Source organism: Arthrobacter sp. PvP023 (assembly GCF_017832975.1).
In the GTDB taxonomy this organism is placed as follows: domain Bacteria; phylum Actinomycetota; class Actinomycetes; order Actinomycetales; family Micrococcaceae; genus Arthrobacter.
Window position 1 is genome coordinate 2,000,793 of record NZ_JAFIBI010000001.1, and the last position, 25,655, is coordinate 2,026,447.

Genomic DNA, 25,655 nt, shown 5'->3' on the forward strand with positions numbered 1-25,655 from the left:
GTGGATAAGCCCGGCCCGGTCCCGGGATTCACTAGTGTCGGCATAGTCTCGGGTAGGCTAGAGCAGCAGCCAATGCACAACATTGGGCTGCCCGCATTCGAATCAGGAGATTTTGTGACCGCTGACCTCGTCATCGTAGGGTCAGGCTTTTTCGGCCTGACAATCGCAGAACAGGCCGCCACTGAGCTTGGCTTGAAGGTCGTTGTCCTCGACCGCCGCCACCACATCGGCGGCAATGCCTACAGCGAAAAGGAAGAGCAGACCGGCATCGAAGTGCACCGCTATGGTGCGCACCTGTTCCACACGTCCAATGAGCGTGTTTGGGAGTACGTCAACCGATTCACGACGTTCACGAATTACGTGCACAAGGTTTATGGAGTCCACAAGGGCGAGGTGTACTCCCTGCCGATCAACCTGGCGACGATCAACCAGTTCTTCCGCGCCAACCTGACCCCGGGACAGGCGCAGGCCCTCATCCAGGAGCAGGCCGGCGAGCTCGCGGGCACCGATCCCCAGAACCTGAACGACAAAGGCATCCAGCTGATCGGCCGGCCGCTGTACGAGGCGTTCATCAAGCACTACACGGGCAAGCAGTGGCAGACGGACCCGAAGGACCTGCCCGCGGGGATCATCTCCCGCCTCCCGGTGCGCTACAACTACGACAACCGATACTTCAACGATAAGTACGAGGGGTTGCCCACCAACGGCTACACCGCGTGGATCGAGAAGATGGCCGAGCACCCGAACATCGAGGTCCGGCTCAACACCGACTTCTTCGACGAGTCGCACGAGTACAGCAAGAACAAGGTCGTGGGAAACATCCCGGTGATCTACACGGGTCCCGTGGACCGGTACTTCGACTTCTCGGAGGGCGACCTGTCCTGGCGGACCATCGACTTCGAAGAAGAAGTGCTCGACGTCGGCGATTTCCAGGGAACATCGGTGGTCAACTACAACGATGACGACGTCCCTTATACGCGCATCATCGAACCGCGCCACTTCCACCCGGAGCGCGAATACCAGACTGAAAAGACAGTCATCATGCGGGAGTTCTCGCGGGCCGCTGTGAAGGGCGACGAGCCGTACTACCCGATCAACACTGCCGCCGACCGCGAACGCCTGCTGAAGTACCGCGACCTCGCGGCTGCGGAGCAGGACGTTCTCTTTGGCGGACGGCTGGGTACGTACAAGTACCTCGATATGCACATGGCAATCGGCTCAGCACTGACCATGTTCGACAACCAGATCCGGCCGCATTTTGAGGGTGGCGCAAAGCTTGAAAGCGGAGGCGTAGACGCATGAGTGTCTCCGCGGAGTTCGAACTGCAGAGGGTTATCTTTCCGCCCCCGGGTGAGTTGGATGCCATCGAGCTCTACGTCGATGCCGGCAGTGCGGTCGGGTTGCACCTGGTAGAGGACGACGGCCTCTACCGGTCGCCGAAGTTGCCCGAGGACAAGCTTCACCTTGTTGGGGCCACCGCGATCGAAGCGCACCATGAAGACTTCCTGTCTCGAACGTCGATGAAGATCCGCGCCGGGCAGCATGTTTCCTTCGGAACCTACTTCAATGCGTTCCCTGCCAGTTACTGGCGCCGATGGACGACAGTCCGATCCGTGCAACTTGCCGTCCGCACGGAGGGGACCGGAAGCGTTGTGGTCTACAAATCTAACGCGCGCGGTGTCCCGCAGCGCCTTGAATCCATCGGGGTCCAGGGTATGGACGAAGTGAGGCTGGATCTACCGCTGGAGACGTTCGGCGACGGCGGCTGGTACTGGTTCGAGCTGGTGGCAGGCAAATCCGAGCTTAAGCTGCTGGAAGCCGCTTGGGCTACGTCTGATAGTCCCACGATTCCCGCTGGTGAAGTGGCCACTGTGCAAATCACGACGATGAATAAGCCGGCCTTTTGCATTGCCAACGCAAGAATTCTGGGCTCCAACCCTCATGCGTTGAAAAGCGTCAAGGAGGTCCTCATTGTTGATCAGGGGACTGATAAGGTGACAGCTGCGGACGACTTCGCCGAAGTGAGCCAGCTTCTCGGAGGCAAGCTTAGAGTAGTTGATCAGGCCAACCTCGGCGGCTCCGGCGGGTTCTCCCGGGGGATGGCAGAATCAGTCCGGAACGGCAGCGAGTTTGTCCTGCTTCTGGACGACGACGTGGTGGTTGAACCGGACAGCGTTGAACGGCTCATCGCCTTCGCCCGCTTCAGCCGGAAGCCAACGATCGTTGGTGGACATATGTTTGATCTCTTCAGCCGCACAACTTTGCACACTTTCGGAGAGGTAGTAGATCCCTACCGTCTGAGCTGGATCAGCCCGGACAACGATATTGAGTACCGCCACGACTTCCGGCAGCGAAACCTTCGTCAGACTCCTTGGATGCACCGGCGCGTCGACGTAGACTTCAACGGCTGGTGGATGTGCCTGATTCCTACGGCCATCATTCGTGAAATCGGCCTGTCGCTTCCCGTCTTTATTAAATGGGACGACGCGGAGTATTCTCTGCGGGCCAAGGAAGCAGGCTACTCCACTGTGTCGCTTCCCGGTGCTGCGCTGTGGCACGTTTCGTGGATTGACAAAGACGATTCTTTGGGTTGGCAGTCGTACTTCCACGAACGGAACCGTCTGATCGCTGCGCTGATTCACAGCCCATTCCCTAAGGGAGGGCGTGTATTGCGGGAGTCTTTCCAAAATAACGTCAAGCATTTGATTTCCATGCAGTACTTCGCCCAGGAAGCGCGCATTATGGCGCTTCGCGATGTCTTGCGGGGACCCGCGGGCCTTCACCCTGATCTCGGTACTAAACTTGCTGAGGTGAATGCGTTGCGTTCACGCCATCCTGAGGCCCAAATCCTGTCCGACATCGACGACTTCCCGGCGCCCGGGTTGACTCGCGGCGGTCGCGGCAGCGCGCTCAACGAAATGCCGGCCAAGAAAGACCTCGTCAGGTGGGCTGCTAAGACGGTCCTGCGGCAGGTTTTCCGCAAACCGGATCCGCAAGCCTTGGAGCGGCCTCAGGCGCATCTTGCACACCGCGAGAACAAGTGGTGGACCTTGTCCAAATACGACAGTGTCCTTGTGTCCAACGCCGAGGGAACCGGCATTTCGTGGTATCGGAGGGATCCACGTCTGCTGAAGAGCAAGTTGATGGAAGCCTCGAAGCTACAGGCTCGGCTCTTCCAGCAATGGGAAAGCCTGTCGGCTGAATACCGAAAGGCGCTCCCGGAGATCACCTCTATGGAATCGTGGGAAAAGGCCTTTGGCACCCCTGTGGGTACACCAATGAAGGATCGCAGGTAGATGGTCCCGTCCGAGGAGCTAATTAAGCCGGGCTACGGTCGAGGATTGCTGGACGTCTACGCCAATCGCTTCCTGTTGAAGCTGCTGGTCCGGAAGGAAATTAAGATCCGCTACCGAGGCTCGGCTCTGGGTCTGCTGTGGTCCTACGTCAAGCCACTGATGCAGTTTCTAATCTATTTTGTGGCGTTGGGAGTCTTCCTCAACCTGCAGCACGGGACGCCAAACTACGCCATATACTTGTTCTCGGGCATTGTATTCGTGAACTTTTTTACCGAATCGCTGGGCAATGCCACGCGTTCTATTGTTGACAATCGTGACCTGATACGGAAGATCTACCTTCCGCGTGAGCTGTTTCCAGTGGCTACAGTCTGGGTGTCCGCTGCGCACTTCCTGCCGCAGGCGGCAGTGCTCGTCGGGGCCTGTCTGATCGCCGGCTGGGCACCCTCCGTTGTTCAGTTGCTGACAGTGATTGCAGCTTTTGTAATGGTCGCGATTCTGGCAACGGGACTGGGTCTCCTTTTCGGAGCGGCCAACGTCTACTTCCGGGATTCGGAAAACCTTGTCGACATGATTCTGATGATTGTCACTTGGGCGTCCCCGGTCCTGTACCTGTGGACCATGGTGGAACGGGTCATGGGGCCGTGGTATTGGATCTACCAGCTGAATCCCCTCACTGTAGGCGTTGAGATATTTCACTGGGCGTTCTGGTACCCGACGCTGAAACCGGACCAAATACCCTTGGCCCCGCTGCCGCCCGACCTCATCTCGCTCTGGCTGCCCGTCGCGTTTGGCATTTCCCTCCTAGTCCTTTTTGTGGGTCAACTGGTATTCCGCAAGCTAGCTATCCACTTCGCCCAGGAGCTCTAGATGATCGTAGACAACCGGGCGATTAGTTGCGTCGGACTTCGCAAGCAATTCGTGCTGCGCCACACCCGTTCCATGAAGGAAGCGCTCGTGTGGCTGATCCGGGGTCGCAAGGGTGACTTGTCGAAGAAATTCGACGCCTTAAAGGACGTCTCTTTGGACGTTCAGCATGGCGAGACCGTAGCTCTCCTGGGCCTTAATGGTTCCGGAAAATCCACACTGTTGAAACTCATCTCTGGGGTTCTGCAGCCAGACAGTGGAACAGTTCTGACCCGCGGACGGGTTGCGGGCCTCATTGAAGTGGGCGCAGGTTTTCATCATGACCTGAGCGGTCGGGACAATGTCTACCTTAACGGTGCGATCCTAGGAATGACCGAATCCGAAATCGACGAGAAATTCGACTCGATCGTAGCGTTTTCGGAGATCGGCGAATTCATCGATACGGAAGTGAAGTTCTATTCGTCGGGAATGTACCTGCGGCTGGCGTTCTCCATTGCTGTTCACACTGATCCCGAAGTATTCCTCATAGACGAGATCCTTGCCGTGGGAGACGAACCGTTTCAGCGCAAGTGCATTGCAAAGATCAAGGAACTAGCGGCGAAGGGTAAGACGCTTTTTGTAGTCAGCCATGATCTTGACCTTGTGTCTACGATCTGTGAACGTGGCGTATTGCTGGAGCACGGCCACATCGTGATGGACGGCGATGTCCACGAGGTTATCGCTGAACTCCGGGAGCGTTCAAGGGCCCTGTGAGCCGCCGGTCGGCTGCTGAAGATTCCCATTAGAATTAGCAAGTTGCCCAATTTGGGCGGGCCTCCGCAACGGGGGAAGGACGGGAGAACAACAGTATGCAGGAACACATGTCCGGCTCCGCAAAGAGCATGGGACGCCGTTCATTCCTAGTAGCAGCGGCCGCTTCGCCGCTGCTGCTGTCCGGCTGCCTCGGCCAGCCCGACGGACCTTCCGGCCAGGGGGAGACATCCACATTTCCCGTTACGTTGGCGCATTCCTTCGGTTCCACGACCATCAAGGCTCCCCCTAAGAGAATCGCCACCCTGGGCTATGCGAGCCAAGATGTCTGCATCGCTTTGGGAGTCGTCCCGGCTGCGGTGCCGCAGTATGAATTGCGCGGATTCGGTGTTAGCCTCTGGTTCAACAAGGCTGTTACGGCGATGAATGCCGTAATGCCTGCCCAGTACAGGGACAGTGAGGAACCGCCGCTGAAAGAGTTGGAATCACTCAAGCCGGACCTGATTCTCGCCGTTAATTCCGGCTTGACAAGAGAACAATACGATGAGCTGAGCGAGATTGCCCCGGTAGTGGCCTATCCGGGCACCCCGTTTGAGACGGATTGGCGCACGACGACGACGATGGTCGGTGCGGCGATTGGCAAACCCCAAGGGGCGCAGAGGCTGATCGAGGAGGTCGAAGAGGGCATCACAAAAGCAAGGTCCAGCTACGATGTGCTGGACGGTTCAACGTTCCTTTATCTAGGGGCAAGCCTGGCACCAGGCGCCGATTTCGAAGTTTATGACGAGGATTCGAACCCCGTTCGAATCCTTAAGGATTTCGGCGTTGTGCCGGCCCCTGTCTTGGCGAAGGTGGTGGAGGAAGGCGAACGCAAACGCGTCGAAGCGGGAACCGGTCCGGTTCTTTGGGAGGCGAGGCGGGCGCGTGAACTTGAAGCCGACATCAATGTTGTTTCTGTCATCTCGGACAAGAAGATCATCCTGAAAGATGGGGTTCTCGACGCACTTCCCGGAGCCCAACGGGACGCCCTCGTGCTCGTGAAGACATCTGATGATGCCCTCGCATTGGTGGAGGCATCGCCTCTTGGAGTTAAATGGGCGACTCTCACAGTGTTGCCGGAACTGGCAAGGGCGGCCTACGAGACGAAGCGCAGGCCGTAGGGCAGCCGGTTCCGGTTAATGAAGACCCGGGCAGACATAGATGTGGGCTCCACAAGACCTTGCGGAGCCCACATCTAGGTATTCAGGAAACTCAGTCACACGCCGTAGTCCGGACCAAGCGGGCCTCATTCGAAGTTGCCAGGATTTCGATGTCCGGAGCTGTCCCGGCTGCCACATCGGCCAGGCCGGGGAATGGATCCTCGGTGGGGATGACGGTTTTCGTACCGAAATCCAGCGCCCAGTAGGCGTTGAGTTCCCTGATCGCAGGGCAGACGTCCTTGTTATACGCGGCCTCGTCCCAGTGGTCCAGCAAGAGCTGCTCCTTTTCGGTCCGTTCACCGAAAATGTGGGGCGCCAGCGGCTGCCGGTCCGCCAGCGCGTAGACCAGTGAGCCGCCGGTGAGCGGGTTGGCCACAACGACCCCGTCGGCCGGGACCTTGGCGCCCACTTCATCGAGAATCTTCATTTCATCCTCGTCCACAAGATCGGACGTCTCAGTGATGTCGAAGATCGAGTGGAGGCGGTCCTGGACCTGGGACAGGGTGCCTCCCTGCGCGGCGATGCCCAGTAGGCCGAGTACTACCCAGACGGAAACCGCTTTGCTGGCTGCAGGAAACGGGACCTTGCCGAGATCCGCAATTGGCGCCGCCGGCGCAGAGCCGATCCCCGCCTTGAGCGTGGAGACATGGTCCACCAGGGCGCGGATGCGCCACAGGAGCCACTCGGCGCCGAAGACGGCGATAGGCAGTGTTACAACAGGAAGCAGGGCTGCGAGTCGGAAACTGTCATTGTACCACACGCCAGTCAGCAGCGTTCTGAACGTGCCGGGCGGCCAGCTCGACACGACCATGTAGAGCAGCGCGGCGACCAGGTACATTCCCAGGATCCACCACGTGCGCCGCAGCGTGCGGGCAACGACGTACAGGCCGATAACGGTGAGGATGGCCAGGATCCATGCGGTGGTTGTGCCCATGGGAGCACTGCCCAGGATCTCACCGATCGCCCGGGCATTCGACTGGAAAGGCAGCCACGGTGCCGCGCCCAGCCCTGGGCGCAGGACCATCCAGGCGGCGACCACGGCGGCAATGTACCCCGTACACGCGGCTGACCACCGAATTACAGCCTTTTTGGGTGTGGTGCCTTCCCGCCATTCTGAGAAGACCCTTACCAGCCGGCCGAGTAGGACTGGAACAAGGAAGCCCAGGAGTGCCACCATTGCACTGGGGTGCGTGAGGACCATTCCGGGCAGGGCAGCGCAGAACGCGACTGCGGGGGCAACGAACGAGGAAGCCGCGCTCCGCGACATGCCCAGCATCTCCACCGCAAGTCCCAGGATGACCGGCAACAGCGCAATAGCGGCGTTGTTCGGATACAGCACGCCAAAACCGATGAGGAGGTAAGGGAAAGCACTGAAGCCTGCGGAGAGGACTGCAGCGGCAATAAGTGCCACCGGCCGGTAGGCGACCAGTCGGGAAACAAGGAACATGCACCCGAGCGGCCAGACAATTGCACCGATCACGATAGTGCCGACATTGACGACAACGGGAACAGGGCTTCCCGTCAGCATTTGGAGGAGGGCCATCATGTCGTGCATGCCTGCGGGGTAGAAGTAGCTTGAGGCCTCAGTCAGGTTGCCCAGCGACAGGGATGACCCGTTTTGTGTCTGTGCAATATGGTGCACGGCATTCAAGTGATACACGTTGTCGAACGTCTGGGAGAAGTTTTCAGGGCTTCCGAAGCCGGTTACGAAGCGCCTGGCAATCAGCAGAGCTGCGAATACGAGCCCCAGCGGGACGGCCAGAATGGCGGTCCACCGACCAAGGTCACTTGCGTTGAGCGGGCCGTTGTCCGCTAGGGAGCCCACAGTCCTTCCCCCACGAACCCACCACCATCGGGCAGCCAGCGTCAGGAGTGCCAGGACACCGCTTATGGCGAAGTACGCAAGTGGTGTATACGGCAGATGCAGGTAAGGAGCGACGACGGCGGCGCACGCGGCCACCGACGTCGACACGGGGGCCGCGAGGGCAATGAGGTTAAGTCGGCGAACTCCCGCCGCCGCAAGAATGGACAGTCCCGGCAAGAAGTAGATCAATGCCGCCAACGCAAAAGTCGGAACGGTCTGCCACCAAGTCATCGATTAAGGCTCCTCATTGTGTGTTGTCAACCGTACAATTATGCAGGTTGCGGCTCCGGGGCACGGTCAGGCGGGCGTATGGAGCGCCGGGCCCCTTGCTATAGTTACAAATCATGAGTAACAAGACGCGGTCCGGCACGCTGATAATCATGCCTGCTTGGAACGAGGCCGAAGCAATCGGCAATACCGTCAGGGAAGTACGCCGCGTCGTTCCCCAGCATGACATCCTTGTGGTCGACGACGGGTCGCACGATGACACCGCACTCATCGCGGAACAAGCAGGTGCTTCGGTTCTCCGGCTGCCATTTAATCTGGGTGTTGGTGGCGCCATGCGGACCGGTTTCAAGTATGCCATCCGGCACGGCTACAGCTCTGCTATCCAAGTGGATTCAGATGGCCAGCATGATCCCCACGATATTGACCGGGTCCTGGCAGGGTTGGAAACCGCGGATATCTCGATTGGAGCGCGCTTTGCGGGTCGCGGTTCGTACGACGCCAAAGGACCGCGGCGTTGGGCCATGTCGGTCCTTGCCAGGGTGATCTCCAATGTTGCGCGGACACAACTGACGGACGTCACTTCAGGGTTTCGGGCCGCGAACGAACGTGCGCTACACCAATACATCGACCACTTTCCGGCGGAGTACCTGGGCGACACGATTGATTCCCTTGTGGTGGCGATAAAGTCCGGGTGCAAGGTGGTACAGATTCCAGTCGAGATGAAGGTTCGACAGGCCGGCACTCCCAGTCATAGTCCTTTCAAAGCGATGATCTATCTCGCACGTTCTGGACTTGTCCTTTGTTTTGCCCTGGCCCGTCGTAGGCCACGCGTGCAGACCGATACAGCTACACCCCGGCCGGGCGACATCGCCGGAGAAGGAAGTGTTCCCGCGTGAGTGTTGCTTTTTCTTTGGTCACGTCCATAGGGATGGTCCTGGCCGTTCTACTGATGCTCCGCGTGGGGAAACTTCGCGAAAAATACGCGGTCCTCTGGCTCGTCGTTGGCGGTTTGACTATTGTGCTGGGACTTTTTCCCAGCATGCTGGACTTCGCCGCATCGGCCGTTGGCGTTCGTGTTCCAGCGAACCTGCTTTTCGCGTTGTCCATTGTGCTGTTGGTGGGAGTGGGGCTTCACGTTTCCCGTGAGCTGACCATCCTTGAAGACGAGACACGTATCCTGGCCGAAGAAGTGGCGATCCTGCGTTCTTCCATCGCGAGGCTTTCCGATGGAAAGTCGGAGAGCGGCCGTCCTCCCGCTGCAGACCATGTTGCAGATCAGACCAGTAATTCCAGAGAAGAGTAAAAATTGACCATTGATGTGATGCTGCCCTACTACGGCGACGTGGCGATGATGAAGGCTGCCGTCGACTCGGTACTGGGCCAAGAGGACCGGGACTTTGTCCTGACGATCGTCGACGATGGCTACCCGGATGAATCCCTGCCGGCCTATTTTCAGAACCTTGTGGGTACTGATGGGCGCGTGCGCTACTTCCGTAACGAAGTCAACCTCGGCGCAAACGGTAACTACAAGAAGTGCCTTGGCCTTGTGCAGCACGACGTGGTTGTGGTCATGGGCGCTGATGACATCATGCTGCCCAACTACGTGGGAACGGTCCGCAAGGCTTTCCAGAACCCTGAGATCAAGATTGTCCAGCCGGGCGTTGAGGTCATCGACGAAAACGGTGCGGTTTACGAGCCGCTGGGGGACAAGGTCAAAGCCGGGTTGCGCCGCCTGGCCGTGGGCGGCTCGTCTGAAGCGATCATCGCCGGAGAACCCATCGCTGAAAGCCTCATCACGGGGGACTGGCTGTACTTCCCGTCCGTCGCATGGCGTGCCGACGCGATCCTGAAGCACGACTTCCGTGAGCAGTACAACGTTGTCCAGGATATTGCCTTGGCGATGGACATCATCATGGACGGCGGCAAAATGCTCGTCACAGACACCGTCTGCTTCCAGTACCGCCGCCACAGGGAGTCGGACTCCTCAGTGCGGGCCCTCGACGGGCGCCGGTTCGCGGAGGAGCGGGCCTTTTTTGACGAGTGCGCACGCGATTTTGCCAAACTGGGCTGGAACAAGGCAGCCCGGGCTGCCCGCATTCACCTGACCTCCCGGCTCAACGCTGTGTCGCTGACCCCCAAGGTGGTCAGCAAGCGGATGTGGCCCGGCCTTGGCAAACTGGTCAAGCACGCGTTCCGTCCCTGATCGGGGCGGACCAGGGAAGTTTGGATAAACCACGACGGCCGGCCGGTCGCCTGAGGGGCGGTTTCTAGGGGTCATTGCAACACCTGTTGGTTAGGTGGTTAGTAGTAAGTCACGTAAACGCTCGGCTGGAGATTTCCAGTCGAGCGTTTTGCGTGGGCGGCCGTTGAGTTCCTGCACGACGTGTTCGAGGTGGTCAGACCGTAGACGGACAGGTCGGCGCCTTTGGGGAAGTCTTGAGCTGCCGGGGGAGATCTTGGACAGTGGGCCCTCCTAAAATGAGGTCGAGATCAGCATGACGGCATCACGTAAACGATTTACCCAGGAGTTTAAGGACGAGCTGTGCCGGGAGATGATCAACACATCTAAGCCGATCAAGGACGTGGCCACCGCGTATGGCGGCGGCCCCGAAACGCTGCGCCACTGGCTGGTCAGGTACCACGAGGCCAACGGCGGCACGGCGGCGGACCCGACGGTGACGGAACGGGCGCGGCTGAAGGAGCTCGAGCGTGAAGTTCAAGAGCTGCGGGCGCAGACTGCCTTCTTGAAGAAAGCCAGCGCTTGCTTGTCGCGGGAGCAGCGGTAGTGAGCAAATATGAATTCATCGATTCCCAAAAGACTGAGCCCACCAATCTGAATTGGGTGGTGAGAATGTGCCGCTGGTTGGCCGTCTCAACGTCCGGTTTCTATCACTGGGCCACACGTCCGCAATCGGCCACACTGGCGTGCCGCCAGGCCCTGACAGAGCGGATCCGGCACTACTTCGAGGAGTCCGAGGGCGCCTACGGTTACCGGCGCATCCACGTCGATCTCGCCGCCCCGGGGTGAAGTTCGTCGGGGACATCACCTACATCCACACCTGGCAAAGGTCCGTCTACCTCGCCACCGCCATTGACTGCTATTCGAAGAAAGTCGTCGCCTGGTCCGTCGCCGATCACATGCGCACCGAGCTCTTCGCCGATGCGCTCAAAAACGCCGCTACAAACCGGATCGAGCCTGACGCAATCTGGCAATCCGATCGGGGCAGCGTCCACACCTTGGCCGACATGCGCTCCTCGATGGGACGCACCGGGGTGTGCTAGCGGCCATGAAAACTGCCCATAGGCGGCCACGAAAGTGCCCGCTGGCGGCCAGCAGAAGTGCCCGCCGGTGGCCATGAGATCTGCCCACTTCCTTACTGAACCGACCGCGTCTTAAGCGGTGGGTGCCTCTCCCTGGGGTTTGATGACGGTGTCTAAGCGCACCAAAAGCGAACCAGGAAGAGGCCCTGTATGAAGTCTGACGGAGAAATCATGGAAATTCTTGCTGCCTACGATCTGACCGGGTCGTTGCGCGCCACCGCGGAGCTCACGGGCTGCTCGCACCACACCGTTGCCAAACACGTTCAGGCCAGGGACGCTGGCCGGCCGATCGGGGAACCCGCGGCCCGGGCCGGGTCACGGACGCGTTCCTGCCCAAGATCGAGGAATGGATCGAGACCTCCAAAGGCCGGATCCGGGCCGATAAGGCTCACGAGAAGCTCCTCGCCCTGGGTTACACGGGTTCGGAACGGTCCACCGCCGGGCGATCGCGCAGGTCAAAGCCGCGTGGCGGCTGGGCCATACCCGCGTCCACCGGCCCTGGATCACCGAGCCGGGCATGTGGCTGCAGTACGACTTCGGCGACGGGCCCCGGATCGGCGGGGTGAAGACGATCCTGTTCGTGGCCTGGCTGGCATTCTCCCGCTTCCGGATCGTGATCCCGCTCAGGGACCGGACCGCGCCGAGTGTCTTCGCGGCCCTGGACCGGTGCTTCCGGATTCTGGGCGGGGCGCCGACGTATGTGCTCCCTGACAACGAAAAGACGGTGACCACGGCCCATGTTGCCGGGGGTCCGGTCAGGAATCAGCAGACCCTGGACTTCGCCCGGCACTACGGGATCACGGTGCTGACCTGCCAGCCGGCAGACCCGGCCACCAAGGGCGGGGTTGAAGCGTCCGTGAAACTCGCCAAGGCCGACCTCGTCCCCAAGGACACCAACCTCCGCAGCGAGTACGCCTCCTTCGCGGAACTTGAGGCCGCCTGCGCGGCGTTCATGGAGAACGTCAACAACCGTGAGCGCCGGGTAACCCGGCGCAAACCCGCGGCCGTGCTCGCCGAGGAAGTCCCCAGGTTGCACCGGATACCGGAGGCCGCCCACACGGTCGCGTTTGGGCTGGCCCGCACGGTCCCGGAAAACACCCCGATGGTCATTTTCGAAAACGCCCGGTACTCGGTCCCGGCCCACCTGCTCGGCGCCCGGGTGTTAGTCCGCACCCACGGCACCGGACCGGACGAGCAGGTCATTATCGTCCACCACGGCGCCGCCGGGCCCGTCGAGATCGCCCGCCACGGCCGGGCAGCCCCGCCATCAACGATGACCACTTCCCCGGAAACCGGTCAAAGGTCCCTGGCGATTATGAGGTCAGGGCCCGCAACGCGGACGAGGCCGCGTTCCTGGCGATCGGCGAAGGTGCCCGGACCTGGCTGCTGGAAGCCGCCGCGGCCGGGACGGCACGGATGAACGTGAAAATGGCCGAAGCCGTCACGCTGGCCAAAATCGCCGGCACCGACCAAGTGGACCGCGCGCTGGGCGACGCCGCCCTGCATGGCCGTTTCGCGCACCCGGACCTCGCCTCGATTCTGAACGCCAACATCCGACGGACCACCACGCACGCCGCCAACGAGTCGACTTCGCTGATCCAGGGAACTGGTGCGTGGGCCGCGATCGGCAACCGGGCCCTGGACACCGCGAGGAAGGATCCCCGATGAGCCCCGTCACCACCACCAACACCGCGACCCCGCCGTTGCCGGCGGACTTGGAAGCCCTGATGCGGTCCCTGAAAATGCCCCACGCCCGGGCGCTGGCCCCGGACCTGATCGCGACCGCCCGCGCGCAGCGCTGGGAACCGGTCGAGATCATCAAAGCCCTCTTCACCGAGGAAGCCGCCGGCCTTGCCCGGTCCATACTCGCTTCCCGCCGCAAGGCCGCTGGTTTCCCGACCGGGAAAACCTTCGATGCTTGGGACCCGGCAGCGTCCTCCATCCCGGCACCGACCCAGCAGGCGCTTCGGACCCTGGAATGGATCACCCGCAGGGAGAACCTGGTCATCTGCGGGCCCTCCGGCACCGGGAAGACGTTCTTCCTCGAAGCCCTTGGCCAGCTGGCCGTCGAAGCCGGGATGCGCGTCGCCTGGTTCAGGCTCGAAGACCTCGGCGTCCTGATCCGGCCCCACCGCACCGATGACAGCGTCACCCGCGCGGTCGCCCGGATCCTCCGCGCCGAGCTCGTGGTCATCGACGACATTGGTCTGTTGCCGGTGGCCACGGACGCCGCGGAAGGGCTCTACCGGGTCGTGGACGCAGCCTACGAAAAACGCTCCGTCGCGATCAGCTCCAACCTCCACCCCGCTGGGTTCGACGAACTCATGCCCAAAACCCTCGCCACCGCGACCGTTGACCGGCTGCTGCACCACGCTCACGTCTGCCAAACCAGCGGTGATTCCGTCCGCCTCACCCAGGCCCTCGCCGGAAAAGGAGTCACCCGACTGAACTGACCAACCCCACGATGGCCAACCCCGCCGAACCAATCAGTGGGCAGATCTGTTGGCCATCACCGGGCAGTTTTACTGGCCACCAGCGGGCACATCAACTGGCCGCCCGTGGGCAGAAACTCATGGCCATTGACAGGGGTGTGCTGGGACAACAGCATGGCCGAATCGTTGTTCTCAGTCCTGAAAAGTGAGCGTATGTATCGGACCGGTTACGCGACTAAATCTCTGGCCAGAGGCGACGTCATTTGCTTCATTGAGGGGTTTTACAACAGCCGGCGCAGTCACTCCGCGCTCGGTTGCCGCCGGCCTAACGAAGTCCACTATTGTTATCAACAGCCAGCCCTACCAGCGTCGAAGAATCCACTAATTCCGCTGCCCGAACCCCAGCAGTTCATCTTGGGGGACTGTCTCTAGCTCCTCTGTCAAGCGGCGAGGATGAGCGTGCGGGCTGCGGATGTGGGGTGGTCGTCGATCAGTGCTCGGTTTACGACGTCGGATAGTCGGCGTTTGAGGATACGCAGCGCTTCCAGGCCGCCGTCCCCGCCTGCTTTGCGGCGGGCCAGAAGCTCTCGCGCGCCCGGATGGCAGCGGGCCTGGGTGAGTGCGATCCGGTGCAGCGCAGCGTTCAGCTGTCTGTTCCCGGCTCGGGAGAGTCGGTGCCGGGCCTTGTTCGACGACCACACCGGCAGCGGGGCAGTCCCGTTATGGCGTGCGTAGGCGTCCTTCGAGCGGAACCGCGTGACGCCGGCGGTCTCGCCCAGGATCTTCGCCGCCGTCAACGACCCGCAGCCGACGATCGCCAGTAGTGCCGGAGCGATGACTGGGATGCGACGGCTGAGTTCGGCCGTGCATTCATCGATCTCCTCGGTGAGGCGGTGCAGATGGGGTGAGGAGCCGTTGAGCGAGGTCGGCGACGATCCCGGAGAAGTCGTCCAGGTGGAATTTGATGCGTGCGAACGCGCCGGCCCGGTCGAAGTTGACCGGGGCCGCCCATGCAGGATCGAGCTCGTGCAGGTGCCCGCGGAGCCGGCTGAGCACGCGGGTCCGTTCAGCGACGAGGTCCTCGCGGTGGTCGACCAGGAGGCGGATTGCGCGTTCGGCGCCATCGAGACGGGCTACGGGCAGATCGGGTTCTCGCAGGGCGGCACGCGCGATCGAGAGAGCATCGATCGGGTCGGACTTGCCGAACGTGCGGGCGCTGTCTCGAACATGGGACATCAGCTTCGGCGGCACCCGCACGACCTGTTCGCCCGCCGCGAGCAGGTCGCTTTCCAGTCGTCTGCTCAGATTCCGGCAGTCCTCGATCGCCCAGAGCAGTTCTTGATCATTATGCTTGTTCGCCCATGCCAGCAGGGCGAGATGATCGTTGCTGGTCGTGCCGATCGTCTTGACCGCGATCTGCCTGACAACCGTGTCCGCGATCACGGCCGTGTGGGAGCGCATGGTCGCATCGATTCCGATGATCACCATGGTCTTGTCTCCTTTCTCCGCCGCCCAGCAGGCTTCTCCGTTAAAGGCGACACGGTCGTTGCAGCTCCCATAAAATTGGGTGTTGCAACGACCCCTAGTAACCGCCGAGGGGCGGCCCGTCGTCGGTATGACTGGAGTGGGTGACGCAGGCCGCTGCGGAGGTGCGGTCAGCTGCGAGTTACTCCATTTATCGGCGTCCATTTCAGGGTGCCATTCTGGAACAGCTGATAGCACTCGCCGCCTAATTTGCACGTTTCGGTACCCGTCGGGTAGCCGAGCGGTCCGTTTTCCCAGCCGGACTGTGCCCAGTAGCTGGAAATTGCGCCGGCCCTCGTGGGGTGCGCTCCGGTTGCAGGCGACCAGTGGATCTGGCCCCCCTGGAAGGACTGGTAGCAGCCTCCGTCTTTGAGGCCGCAGGTCTCGATGCCGGTGGGGAATCCCAGGCCGCCGTCCTGGTATCCGGTGCCAGCCCATACATTCCGGATGGCACCGTTGCGTGTCAGCTGGGCCCCGGTCTTCGCAGTCCAGTGGATCTGGCCGTTCTGGAAGGACTGGTAGCAACCCCCGTCTTTGAGTCCGCAGGTCTCCGTGCCGGTGGGGTAGCCCAACACTCCCTCTTCGGAACGGGTCGAAAGCCAAAGGCTACGGATAGCACCGCCGCGCGTGAGGTTCGCACCGGTTGCAGCAGTCCAATGAACCTGTCCGTTCTCGAAGGACTGGACACACCCCCCGTCTTTGAGCCCGCAGGTTTCAGTACCTGTTGGGTAGCCCAGCACGCCTGTTTCGTATCCGATGGAGGCCCAGACGCTTCGGATCGCGCCATTGCGGGTGGGACGGGCGCCAGTGTCGGCACTCCAGTGGATGGCGCCATTTTGGTAGGCCTGGTAGCAGCCGTTGTTCTTCAGTCCGCAGATCTCCCCGCTGGATGGATATCCCAGGACCCCGTTCTCGAAATTGCTAGCGGCCCATGCATTGCGGATGGCTCCATAGCGGGAGACTTGGGCACCAGTCTGTGGGGACCACATGATGGCTCCGCCTTGGAACATCTGGTAACAACCGCCGGCCTTGAGCCCGCACTGTTCACCGCTACCGGGATAGCCCAAGGAGCTGTTTTCGGCGCCTACGAGACGATACAACGAGCGAATGGCACCGGCGCGTGTGGTTCGTGCCCCGGTTGATGAGGACCAGAGGATCTCGCCGTTCCGGAAGCTTTGATAGCATCCATTGTCCTTGATCCCGCAGACGACTGTGCCCAGCGGCGCACCAAGCGGCATGTCTTCTGCCAAAGTGGATATAGCACCTTCGCCGGCGCCTAGTGACCGCCCGTAAGCGAAGGCCTTGAGGTTGGCATAGGTGCCGTTCCACACATTGGAATCGCCAACATAGGGACCGTCGGGGGAATATTGCCAGATGCTGTAGAAGGTCCAACCGTTGGGCAGGACTCCTGGGCTAGTTGAGTAGCTGGCCAGATGTAGAGGATGGTCGGCGAAGCTTCCGCTATTCCCTGTGCAAGTTCTCCACCAATCTGTAGTGGTGTAGATTGCTGGCTTGCGCCCGGTCAACGCCACCATTGTGTTTGAGAAGTCCCGCACCCAGTTGACCATCTGGCTCGGGGACATGTTGAAGCAAAGGTTGCCCAGCGTGCTGTAAGGGTTGTATTCGATGTCCAGAAGCGGCGGTAGGGTCATTCCGTCCGCCGACCAACCGCCACCGTGTGCCACGAAATACCGTGCCTGGTCAGCGCCGGACGATGTGCTCGGTGTGGCGAAGTGGTAGGCGCCGCGGATCATTCCTGCGTTCCGCGACCCTGAGTACTGACTTGAGAACTCGTCATTTGTGTAGGTGGTGCTCTCCGTGGCCTTGACGTACGCAAAGCGGGCTCCCTGGTTGAACTGTGCGTCCCAGTCGATGCCTGTCTGCCAGCCGCTGACATCCACGCCCTGGATGCCTTCCGGCTTCCAGGTGCTAAGAGCTTCTGTGGACAGCAAAGTGGTCCTGCCGGACAGCGGAGATTCCGGTCCCGGTTCGGAGGCGGCCCGGGTTCCGACGCCCATGTATCCGCCGCCCTGCCCCATTTCGGCTTCGAGCGCGGCAGCATCGGCAGGAGAAAGAGGCATGATGCCGGAACGGTCGGCATTCGGATTGGTGGCGGCATCGGTTGGTGACGGAGCCGCAGCGGCAGTCTGCGTCGCCGTCGCGGTTGGAGCCGCGATCGCCGTTGCAGCGAACTCAGGTTGCGCCGGAAGAGTGGGTGCCTTGCTGGTAGTCGTCTGGTTCGTGGCCGCAGGCGATGGCGTAGAGGAAGCTGTGGCAGTCGGTGATGGCAGCGGCGACGCTGTGGCGGATGGGGTGGTTATCAGGCTCCCCATTACCCCGACGACCACCGCCGCGCATGCTGCCGTGAGCACTGGCATGATCTGCCGGCGCCGCACCCTTCCCGGGTGCAAGCTTGGCTTTTGGCGCTTGAACTTATTCATATGCAACTCCGGAACGGGCTCCCTCGGGTGACCGTGCGAACTCGGAGTGACCGTCGGGATCAGCGGGGGGGGCAGTGGCGGTTAGGTCGACCATGTCAACGGTCCCGAATAGCTGATCTAAGATAACACTCCTGTTGCGTGTGTTACTAGGGTTGCTGGAGTGACGATAGTGGCGGGTCTGCGCGGCAGCTTGAGTGCTGCGACCGGTAGAGTGGACATGCTGCCGCGGACGCTGCGGCAGGGCCGGCGACCCTACGTGGGATCCGTTCCGTGAGCACTAAGTAAGGACTCTCCATGCCTATCAGGACCAGCTTCGTGATGCCCCTTTACAACGGAGGCGCCACGGTGGAGCGTGCCATCAGGAGTGTGCTGGCACAGGATCGCGATGATTGGGAGTTGCTGGTCGTGGATGACTGCTCCGCGGACAATAGCCGTGACCTGGTTGAGGCTTTCGTCCAAGCGGATGGGCAGAACCGGATCCGGCTCATCAGGCAGGAGCGCAACGGCGGCCCGAGTGCCGCCAGGAACGCTGGCATTGCCGGGTCTGTCGGCGAATTCGTCGGGTTCTTGGACTGCGATGACGAGCTGCTCCCCAACTACCTCGCAACGATGGAAGCGAACATGGCGGACGGTATCGACATCGTGGTCGCCGCACATGTTGCGCAGACTCCGGCGGGCCGCAGGTATCCCCGGCCGGATTCCGCGCAGGGTCTGCTGACCGGGCTGGAGACGGTGGATGCCGCGCTGCAAGGGAAGCTCTGGAACTTCCTTCATGCCAAGGTCTACCGCCGCTCGCTTTTCGATCATTTTTCCTTTCCCGACCACTTGGTCCGGTACGAGGACCTGGTGGTCAATTCCATTGCCTACTCGTACAGCCGGCAAGTCCGGATCGTGCCCACGCCGGTGTACGTCTACCATGTTCAAGCCCAGTCGCTCACCTGGAGCCAGGAACCTTCGATGGCATTTGTCGAAGGTCCGCTGGACTGCGTCCGTTCAGGGCTCAACCCGGAGCTTGCGTCCCAGATCAAGAAGCGTTCCTGGAACACGTTGCGGACGTTTCTGGGTGTCCTCACCATTTCGGGCGGGCTGTTTGCGGGGAGCCCTAAACACAGCGTCGACAGGATTGTGCGCTACGTTCGTGAGGAACTCTCGTTCAGGGATCTTGCTGACGTGACATTGGCTGCGCCGCACCTGGGCCTGTCCGGAATGCTCATCAAAGTCTTCCCGGCACTGTATGCCAAGCTCTATCTCTGGCATGTCCGGCGGACCTTCGACATGGCCAAGTAGATGACTACTGAACCGCGGCTGACCGGCGAGACGTCACCGGTGGCAGTTCCATCACACCACCGTCTTCTCTATCTCGTCGCCGCCGTCGCCCAGGGCATTGGGGCCGTAGCAGTGCAGCCGTTCGCCATACGCTTGCTGGACCCTCAACAGTGGGGACAGGTGAGTTTCTCCCTGTCCTTCATTTCGATTGGCCTGATTGCACTCTCGGCGGGCCTCCCGATGGTCCTCAGCACGATGTACTTCGATCCTGATCGGGGACCCGAGCGGGCGCGCTCCCTGAACGGGTTCGGCGTCGGACTCAGCATTGTCGGTGCCAGCGTGGCTGGTCTGCTGTTCGCCGTCATTGCGTCCGTTGCCGGGTCCCTGGGCGATGTCTCTGCTTACCTGATTTCCATAGGAATAATCGGCCTCCACGGCATTACGCAAATGGCGCTCGCCTATTTGCGTTCTCAGCACCGAGCCCTGGCGTTCGTAGTGATAACGATCGTAGCCACTGTGTTGGGACACGTCGCGGGCCTCGCAGCCATCCTGATAATCGCGCCCACAGCGACGGTGTACATGGCGAGTTTCGCCGTGTGCGTTTTGCTGGCTTCGCTGGCGGGGCTTGCGCTCAGCAAGCCCGGGGCACCACTGAAATATCGTGAATCCATCAGGTCCGCAGTGAGAACGTCCCTGCCGGTCCTGCCGCATAGCATCGCGCTGGTTTTGATGCTCCAGGGTGAGTCAATCCTCATCACCGTTCTTCGCGGCGAGGAACTGGTCGGACGCTACAACGCAGTGATGCCGTTGGCGTTGGGTCCCCTCGCGGTCATCATGGCCCTCTCCAACGTGTGGCAGACGACTATTTTTTCCCACCGGGGAATTGACAGCACAGGGCAGGTCGCCAAGGTGCAGCGGGAGGCGGTCTTCATTGGCCTCATGCTGACCCTGGGGGGCAGCGGCGTGGCGGTGTTTGCTACCCACGTGCTTGTCAACAATCCCGAGCCGGTCCTCCTCCTTTTGGCGCGGGTCCTGCCGCTTCTCGGCTACGGCTACGTGGTCTTCCTCATTTCCACGTCACAGTTGTTTGCCATCGGGAAGACGCGGCTCATGGCCGTCGTCACTCCGGTGATCGCAGTCGTCGGACTGGGACTAGCGTTCTTCCCGGCTGGCGGCGGGAATCTCCTGTTGGTCGGAGTGATCAAGGTCGTCGCCTACCTCCTCCTTGGAGTGGTCTACGCACTGGTGGTCCGGAGCTACGACCGCAAGCTCGTGGACCTGGTATTGATGCTCAAAGGGATGGCGGGTGCAGTCGGCGTCACTCTTCTGATGCTGCTGTTGCCGGACTCCATCGGCTGGGGCATCGGGAGTGCAACTGCCACCTGCGCAGTAGGCCTCGTGGCCGGAATCTTCTACTTGAGAAGGTTGCGGAGCCATTAGACGAACTATATGGCTTCGGTTGAATCGCTAGGTGGCGGAGCATACGGGTAGAATCGGCTGGCAGTGCTAGAGTCCTGCCCCCACGAGGGTTCGAGTGCGGTGATGCGGGGCCGGGCCCTCACGTGACCGGCCTGCTTCCGATTTTTGGCGGGTGATCCCGCACGCCGCTTGGCGTGTCGCGGTAGGGTATGCAGCGCACCGGCCAACATAAAGCTAATCGATTAGATGGTGCCTGATGTCATCCCGCTTCCGGCCGAACACTGAGCAAAAGGAGAATGCGTGGCGCATCAAGTCGCGGCTACGGCTAGGCGGGCAGGTTGGCGCACTGAACTGGCAACCACTGCGACCCGGAAGGACATCCAAGCCCTACGGGCTATTGCGGTCTCGCTGGTCGTCTTCAACCACTTGTGGGCGGGTCGGATGCCCGGCGGGTACGTGGGGGTTGACGTTTTCTTCGTGATCTCCGGTTATTTGATCACACAACACCTCGGGCGCGAGTTGAACAGCTCAGGTTCGATCCGCCTCGGGGCCTTTTACGCACGAAGGGCTAAGCGGTTGCTGCCAGCATCGCTGCTGGTTGCGACAGTCAGTCTAGTCGGTGCTTGGCTATTCCTGCCATTTTCGCGTTGGGCGGTGATAGTCCAGGAAACGTTTGCCTCGGTCCTTTATTTCGAGAACTGGGCATTGGCTGCGAAATCCATCGATTACTCCGCTCACAACGACGCCGCTTCAACAGTGCAGCATTTCTGGTCGTTATCGGTGGAAGAGCAGTTCTACCTCTTCTGGCCCTTGCTCCTGCTTGGCCTTTTTGCCCTCGCTGGAAAGCTCCAGTTGCATACCCGCCGAATCATCATTTCGGGCTTGGCGCTTGTCAGTCTTCTGGCATTGATCTTCTGCATTTACTGCACGTTCACGAACCGGAGCCAGGCGTACTTTGTCACCCCTGCAAGGGTTTGGGAGTTTGGGGCAGGAGCATTGGTTGGCCTAATGGTGGCGGGGGATTCTTCCGGACCACTCCGTGCCAGATCACTGGCCCTCCGGGGAATCGGCCAATGGGTCGGGTTCGCCCTGATTGCATATGCGGCCCTCACCTTCGATGAGACCACGTACTTCCCTGGATATGCAGCGCTTGTTCCCGTAACAGGAACCATCTTGGTCATAGCCTCCGGCCCGTTCTCTCCGCGATGGTCACCGAACGGTTTCCTTGCTGCCCGGCCGGTTCAGTACATCGGCGACATTTCCTACTCTCTATATTTGTGGCATTGGCCGTTGATCATCCTTTCCCCGGCGCTGCTGGACAGAACGCTTACCACCGTTGACCGGGGCGGAATCCTGCTGGCGGCGCTGCTTCTGGCCGCAGCCACGAAGAAGTTCGTGGAAGATCCGGGCCGAGTCAAACTCTTGCCAAATTCGCCGGTGAGGTCGACGTTCATCGCCATGGCCGGGGCGATGGCAGTTTGTGTGGCGCTGTGTGGAGCACTCCTGATAGCGACGCAGGCAGCGCAGCAGAAGGCTGACCGCCAGCTTGAAAATATCGCGAGCGGGCGTTGTTACGGAGCGGGCAGCCTGACGGCCGGTGCCGATTGCCCCGATCCCTACGGTCCGCCCGAGGTTGCAAACGTCGGACCGAGTGAAGCGCCATGGTTTGATACTCCGGAGTGCTCGCCGGCCCCGGACCCTATCGTGGTCAAAGACATGAAGCTTCTGCGGGACTGCGATTTCGCGGCGCCCGGCAAAGCTACCGCCACGGTGTGGCTTGCTGGCGACTCGCACGCGGAGCAATGGAAAGTGGCGGTCTACGAGCTGGCCAGAAAGCACAAGTGGCGGATTCGCGAGAGCCTCATGGGCGGCTGTCCTCTTGTGGACGTTGACCGTGTTGCATTTATGGACGTGGAAAACCGCGACCCCAACAACCAACAGCGTTGCCGGCAATGGGCGAATGCCGTGTCCGATCGCATTCGGCAGGAGCGGCCGCAGTATGTATTCCTCTCGTCTTTCGCTGCCAAGGAGACGATCGACGACGGTACGGGCCGGTCCCAGCTGGACCAGTACCGGGACGCTGTAAATGACCGCGTAAAGGCTTGGACTGGAGCCGGCAGTAACGTCTTTGTACTCAGGGACACTCCGCTGACTCTTCGGAAGAGCCCGGCAGAATGTTTGCAGATGAACCGGGACACTCCGTTGGCCTGTGCCAATCCAAAGCAGGAAGCGCTACCCCCTGACCCGCTGGCCGAAGCTGCCAAATCAATGAAAAGCGCCCAAGTGCACGTACTGGATCTTTCCGATCAGTTCTGCGACGACACCCGCTGCTACGCGGCGATCGGCGGAAGTCATGTCTTTTTTGACGCCGACCATGCCTCGCGCAGCTACATCAAGTCAGTGACTCCCGTGCTTGAGCACCGCTTCAACCAAGTGAATCCATCCTGAGTAGGTTTCATCGATCCGGTTTTCGGGGCACAGGCCCCGGCCCTGTCGCGCTGGAGTATTCGGCAACCGGCTTCTCCAAGTGGTCTTGGACCATGGGACTCCTGGCCTTTATCTACTCCGGGATTGGCCTGTGGCGGCCGAGCTTTTGGACGGATGAGGCGGCTACAGTAAGCGCTGTGAGGCGCGAATTCCCAGACTTACAGGCGCTGCTGGGGACTGTGGACGCAGTCCATGGGGCCTACTACTACTTGATGTTCGGCTGGACCCGGCTGTTCGGTTTTTCAGAGGTGGCGCTCCGCCTTCCCAGCCTGGTAGCTATTAGTTGTGCTGCCGTGTTGCTTGTGGAGCTTGGTCGGAAGATGGCCAGCACGTCATTCGGCATTCTTGCCGCAACGTTCCTTGTGGTTATGCCGCGGACGCAATATGCGGGGACGGATGCCCGGTCCTATGCATTGACGCTTTTGGGTGCCGTGGCGGCGACGTACCTCTTAGTTTCGCTTCGCGAACATCCGCGAAAAGCCAAATGGGTTGGCTATGCCGCTATTGGGTTCTGCACAGTCAGTTTGTCGTTTTATTGCATACTCCTGTACTGCGCACACGCCGTGACCGTCGTACTCGACGCGAGGCTGCGAGGCCAATGGCGGTCGATGCTCGCCAGCTCCACAGGGTGGATCATTCCGGCGTTATGGGTCGGCATCGCCGCGAGCAGGCAGCAGTTCCAGATCGCGTGGATTCGAGACGTGGGTCCGGCATTTCCGTTCGAGTTCACCTTTCTGCAGTTCTTCGCCGACGGCTATTTCGTCCAAAACGGTCAGATTGTCCCTACACCCACACCGGGCGAGGAGTGGTCCATGGTGGGACTGGCAACCTTCATGTGGTTGGCCGTACCAACCGGCATTGTGCTGTGCCGGCGGCAGTTTCTTGTGCGCCTGGCACTGCCTTGGCTGGTCCTCCCCGCCCTAGCTGTGATCTGTGGCTCTCTGGTGACAGGGGGGAACTACTACCTGCCTCGGTACCTGACGTTTGAGCTCCCTGCCATGGCGCTACTGGCAGCCACGCCCGTCGCCAGACTGGCAACGGTCGCGTCGGAAAAGCCCTGGCGACAGATCAAGGTTGCCACGGGGGCTGCAGCTGTAGCGCTTCTCCTAATTTCGCTCCCGTCATACGTAGGCCAACGGACACAGTTCGGGAGAGACCGCGGGGACGATTTCCGTTTCATCGCGGAGTCGGTTGATAAGTTGGGAAGTCGCGGCGATTGCTTCGTAATGAGTCCGGCCAGTGACTTGGCGTACCAGGCCTACCCTGACGCATTTGCAGGACTCGGCGACCCCACCCTTGGAATCACGGCCGTCCAGTGGAAGAGGATATTCAACCAACGGTTCGACATACAGACTTCGGCGGAACGGATTCGGCAATATCGCACGGTAATCCTTATTGAAAGGTCCGGTGAATCCGGGATGGCTGATGCCCTCGAAAACCTGGGTTATTTTGCCGCCGAGAGCCAGACAGGACCCTCCTCCACGGTCACGAGGTTCAGCTATAAATAGGTCACTCTCAACTCAGCGCCATCAGGGATTTGTCCACAGACCGAAAATATGACTTGGCCGACATGTGCATGCTCCTTTAGCTTTAACGCAGTTGTACTGCCTCAGCCGGGGGCGGCAGTCGAATTGGGGGAACTCATGGATGCTGTTCGAATCGTGGAGGACGAGGTTCGCGAGCTGATCCGGCGCCGCGGCCTGGACCCTTTGCGGCAGGCCGGCGAGGTCAGGCGCCTGGTCGAGGCAGCCGTCAGCGACTATGACGAACGCGCACTGGTGGGGCCGCTTCCGCCGATCGGCCCGCTGGAGTCCGCCCGCCGGCATGTCTACGACGCCGTCGCCGGTTTCGGTGCGTTGCAGCCGCTGTTGGATGACCCCACCATCGAAGAAATCTGGCTCAACGCACCCAACGAAATTTACGTGGCACGCAACGGCGAATCCGAGCTCACCTCGCTCAGTTTCTCGGACCAGCAAGTACGGGACCTCGTGGAACGCATGCTGAAAAGCTCGGGCCGCCGGCTTGATATGTCTTCGCCGTTTGTGGACGCGGCCCTCCCGGACGGATCCCGCCTGCACGTCGTCATTCCTGATGTGACGCGGCGCCACTGGGCGGTCAACATCCGCAAGTTCGTGGTCAAGGCCAGCCGGCTCGAACATCTCGTGGAGCTTGGCACCCTGACTCCGCAGGCCGCCCGGTTCCTGGGCGCTGCAGTAGCCAGCGGACTCAATATCCTGGTCTCCGGTGCGACGCAGGCCGGGAAGACCACCATGCTGAACTGCCTGGCTGCCAGCATCGGCGCCCGGGAGCGCGTCATTACGGTCGAGGAGATCTTTGAACTGCAGTTTCCGTTGCGCGATGTTGTCGGATTGCAGTGCCGGCAGCCCAACCTGGAGGGTGAGGGCGAGATTCCGCTGCGAAGGCTCGTCAAGGAAGCCCTCAGGATGCGGCCGGACCGCCTGGTCGTGGGAGAGGTCCGTGAAGCGGAAAGTCTGGACATGCTGATCGCGCTTAATTCGGGACTCCCCGACTTGCATCACGCACAGTGCACTGTAGAATCGTAA

Annotated in this window: 17 protein-coding genes and 5 pseudogenes; 17 read left to right on the top strand and 5 right to left on the bottom strand. The window is 60.9% G+C overall.

The window, feature by feature from the left end:
* Nucleotides 1-114 precede the first annotated feature (114 nt).
* The 5 genes from glf to JOE31_RS09200 all read left to right on the top strand — a co-directional run bounded on the left by glf (nucleotide 115) and on the right by JOE31_RS09200 (nucleotide 6,070).
* The gene (gene glf / locus JOE31_RS09180) at nucleotides 115-1,302 is read left to right on the top strand and encodes a UDP-galactopyranose mutase (protein WP_209743513.1); all 1,188 of its coding nucleotides are present in this window, start codon (nucleotides 115-117) and stop codon (nucleotides 1,300-1,302) included.
* Nucleotides 1,299-3,296, top strand: a complete 1,998-nt coding sequence (locus JOE31_RS09185) for a glycosyltransferase (protein WP_209743516.1) — start codon at nucleotides 1,299-1,301, stop codon at nucleotides 3,294-3,296. Before glf ends, JOE31_RS09185 begins: the two co-directional genes overlap by 4 nt.
* Nucleotides 3,297-4,163, top strand: a complete 867-nt coding sequence (locus JOE31_RS09190; RefSeq protein WP_209743518.1) for an ABC transporter permease — start codon at nucleotides 3,297-3,299, stop codon at nucleotides 4,161-4,163.
* Complete coding sequence (locus JOE31_RS09195; RefSeq protein ID WP_209743520.1) at nucleotides 4,164-4,913, top strand: ABC transporter ATP-binding protein; 750 nt, start codon at nucleotides 4,164-4,166, stop codon at nucleotides 4,911-4,913.
* A 95-nt stretch (nucleotides 4,914-5,008) separates the two neighbouring features.
* The gene (locus JOE31_RS09200; RefSeq protein WP_209743522.1) at nucleotides 5,009-6,070 is read left to right on the top strand and encodes an ABC transporter substrate-binding protein; all 1,062 of its coding nucleotides are present in this window, start codon (nucleotides 5,009-5,011) and stop codon (nucleotides 6,068-6,070) included.
* A gap of 91 nt (nucleotides 6,071-6,161) precedes the next feature.
* Here JOE31_RS09200 and JOE31_RS09205 read toward each other — a convergent pair whose 3' ends face one another.
* A complete protein-coding gene (locus JOE31_RS09205) occupies nucleotides 6,162-8,204 on the bottom strand; it encodes a DUF6541 family protein (RefSeq protein ID WP_209743524.1) in 2,043 nt (680 codons plus the stop codon).
* A gap of 113 nt (nucleotides 8,205-8,317) precedes the next feature.
* Here JOE31_RS09205 and JOE31_RS09210 point away from each other — a divergent pair, with 113 nt between their 5' ends.
* The 3 genes from JOE31_RS09210 to JOE31_RS09220 are packed head-to-tail and all read left to right on the top strand — an operon-like array spanning nucleotide 8,318 to nucleotide 10,404.
* Nucleotides 8,318-9,097, top strand: coding sequence for a glycosyltransferase family 2 protein (locus tag JOE31_RS09210; protein WP_245199088.1), 780 nt, complete (start codon nucleotides 8,318-8,320; stop codon nucleotides 9,095-9,097).
* The gene (locus JOE31_RS09215; RefSeq protein WP_209743525.1) at nucleotides 9,094-9,504 is read left to right on the top strand and encodes a DUF2304 domain-containing protein; all 411 of its coding nucleotides are present in this window, start codon (nucleotides 9,094-9,096) and stop codon (nucleotides 9,502-9,504) included. The genes JOE31_RS09210 and JOE31_RS09215 overlap by 4 nt, the downstream gene beginning before the upstream one ends.
* Before the next feature lie 3 nt (nucleotides 9,505-9,507).
* Complete coding sequence (locus JOE31_RS09220) at nucleotides 9,508-10,404, top strand: glycosyltransferase family 2 protein (RefSeq protein ID WP_209743526.1); 897 nt, start codon at nucleotides 9,508-9,510, stop codon at nucleotides 10,402-10,404.
* Between the two features lie 90 nt (nucleotides 10,405-10,494).
* On the opposite strand, the pseudogene JOE31_RS21475 reads toward JOE31_RS09220, so the two are convergent.
* Nucleotides 10,495-10,640 (bottom strand): annotated as a pseudogene (locus JOE31_RS21475) (IS30 family transposase); the annotation flags it as partial.
* 56 nt (nucleotides 10,641-10,696) lie between these two features.
* On the opposite strand from JOE31_RS21475, the pseudogene JOE31_RS21480 reads away from it, so the two are divergent.
* From JOE31_RS21480 to JOE31_RS09250, 4 genes and pseudogenes are all read left to right on the top strand, one after another.
* Nucleotides 10,697-11,480, top strand: a pseudogene (locus tag JOE31_RS21480) (DDE-type integrase/transposase/recombinase); the annotation flags it as partial.
* 192 nt (nucleotides 11,481-11,672) lie between these two features.
* Nucleotides 11,673-13,190, top strand: a pseudogene (istA, locus tag JOE31_RS21830) (IS21 family transposase).
* Entirely contained in the window at nucleotides 13,187-13,975 is a 789-nt protein-coding gene (locus JOE31_RS09245) for an ATP-binding protein (protein ID WP_209743530.1), read from the top strand. The pseudogene istA and the gene JOE31_RS09245 overlap by 4 nt, the downstream one beginning before the upstream one ends.
* Nucleotides 13,976-14,086: 111 nt before the next feature.
* Nucleotides 14,087-14,323, top strand: a pseudogene (locus JOE31_RS09250) (IS3 family transposase); the annotation flags it as partial.
* A 71-nt stretch (nucleotides 14,324-14,394) separates the two neighbouring features.
* Here JOE31_RS09250 and JOE31_RS09255 read toward each other — a convergent pair.
* The 3 genes from JOE31_RS09255 to JOE31_RS09265 form a co-directional block, all read right to left on the bottom strand.
* Nucleotides 14,395-14,751 (bottom strand): transposase, encoded by a 357-nt coding sequence (locus JOE31_RS09255; protein WP_209743532.1) that lies wholly within the window; start codon nucleotides 14,749-14,751, stop codon nucleotides 14,395-14,397.
* A 73-nt stretch (nucleotides 14,752-14,824) separates the two neighbouring features.
* Nucleotides 14,825-15,442, bottom strand: a complete 618-nt coding sequence (locus tag JOE31_RS09260) for a transposase (protein WP_209743534.1) — start codon at nucleotides 15,440-15,442, stop codon at nucleotides 14,825-14,827.
* Between the two features lie 167 nt (nucleotides 15,443-15,609).
* Nucleotides 15,610-17,919, bottom strand: coding sequence for a GH25 family lysozyme (locus tag JOE31_RS09265; protein ID WP_209743536.1), 2,310 nt, complete (start codon nucleotides 17,917-17,919; stop codon nucleotides 15,610-15,612).
* A 294-nt stretch (nucleotides 17,920-18,213) separates the two neighbouring features.
* On the opposite strand from JOE31_RS09265, the gene JOE31_RS09270 reads away from it, so the two are divergent.
* From JOE31_RS09270 to JOE31_RS09290, 5 genes and pseudogenes are all read left to right on the top strand, one after another.
* Entirely contained in the window at nucleotides 18,214-19,206 is a 993-nt protein-coding gene (locus JOE31_RS09270) for a glycosyltransferase family 2 protein (RefSeq protein ID WP_209743538.1), read from the top strand.
* A complete protein-coding gene (locus tag JOE31_RS09275) occupies nucleotides 19,207-20,625 on the top strand; it encodes an oligosaccharide flippase family protein (RefSeq protein ID WP_209743540.1) in 1,419 nt (472 codons plus the stop codon).
* A 279-nt stretch (nucleotides 20,626-20,904) separates the two neighbouring features.
* A complete protein-coding gene (locus tag JOE31_RS09280) occupies nucleotides 20,905-23,052 on the top strand; it encodes an acyltransferase family protein (protein WP_307864395.1) in 2,148 nt (715 codons plus the stop codon).
* Between the two features lie 176 nt (nucleotides 23,053-23,228).
* Nucleotides 23,229-24,599 (top strand): glycosyltransferase family 39 protein, encoded by a 1,371-nt coding sequence (locus tag JOE31_RS09285; RefSeq protein WP_209743542.1) that lies wholly within the window; start codon nucleotides 23,229-23,231, stop codon nucleotides 24,597-24,599.
* A 135-nt stretch (nucleotides 24,600-24,734) separates the two neighbouring features.
* Nucleotides 24,735-25,652 (top strand): annotated as a pseudogene (locus JOE31_RS09290) (CpaF family protein); the annotation flags it as partial.
* Between the last annotated feature and the right edge of the window lie 3 nt (nucleotides 25,653-25,655).

What these genes read in the sequence shown, in the direction of transcription:
- JOE31_RS09210 (WP_245199088.1), top strand. Translation starts at nt 8,318, where the DNA reads ATGAGTAACAAGACGCGGTCCGGCACGCTGATAATCATGCCTGCTTGG.
- JOE31_RS09185 (WP_209743516.1), top strand. Translation starts at nt 1,299, where the DNA reads ATGAGTGTCTCCGCGGAGTTCGAACTGCAGAGGGTTATCTTTCCGCCC.
- JOE31_RS09265 (WP_209743536.1), bottom strand. Translation starts at nt 17,919, where the DNA reads ATGAATAAGTTCAAGCGCCAAAAGCCAAGCTTGCACCCGGGAAGGGTG.
- JOE31_RS09260 (WP_209743534.1), bottom strand. Translation starts at nt 15,442, where the DNA reads ATGGTGATCATCGGAATCGATGCGACCATGCGCTCCCACACGGCCGTG.
- JOE31_RS09275 (WP_209743540.1), top strand. Translation starts at nt 19,207, where the DNA reads ATGACTACTGAACCGCGGCTGACCGGCGAGACGTCACCGGTGGCAGTT.
- JOE31_RS09195 (WP_209743520.1), top strand. Translation starts at nt 4,164, where the DNA reads ATGATCGTAGACAACCGGGCGATTAGTTGCGTCGGACTTCGCAAGCAA.
- JOE31_RS09245 (WP_209743530.1), top strand. Translation starts at nt 13,187, where the DNA reads ATGAGCCCCGTCACCACCACCAACACCGCGACCCCGCCGTTGCCGGCG.
- JOE31_RS09205 (WP_209743524.1), bottom strand. Translation starts at nt 8,204, where the DNA reads ATGACTTGGTGGCAGACCGTTCCGACTTTTGCGTTGGCGGCATTGATC.
- JOE31_RS09200 (WP_209743522.1), top strand. Translation starts at nt 5,009, where the DNA reads ATGCAGGAACACATGTCCGGCTCCGCAAAGAGCATGGGACGCCGTTCA.
- JOE31_RS09190 (WP_209743518.1), top strand. Translation starts at nt 3,297, where the DNA reads ATGGTCCCGTCCGAGGAGCTAATTAAGCCGGGCTACGGTCGAGGATTG.
- JOE31_RS09270 (WP_209743538.1), top strand. Translation starts at nt 18,214, where the DNA reads ATGCCTATCAGGACCAGCTTCGTGATGCCCCTTTACAACGGAGGCGCC.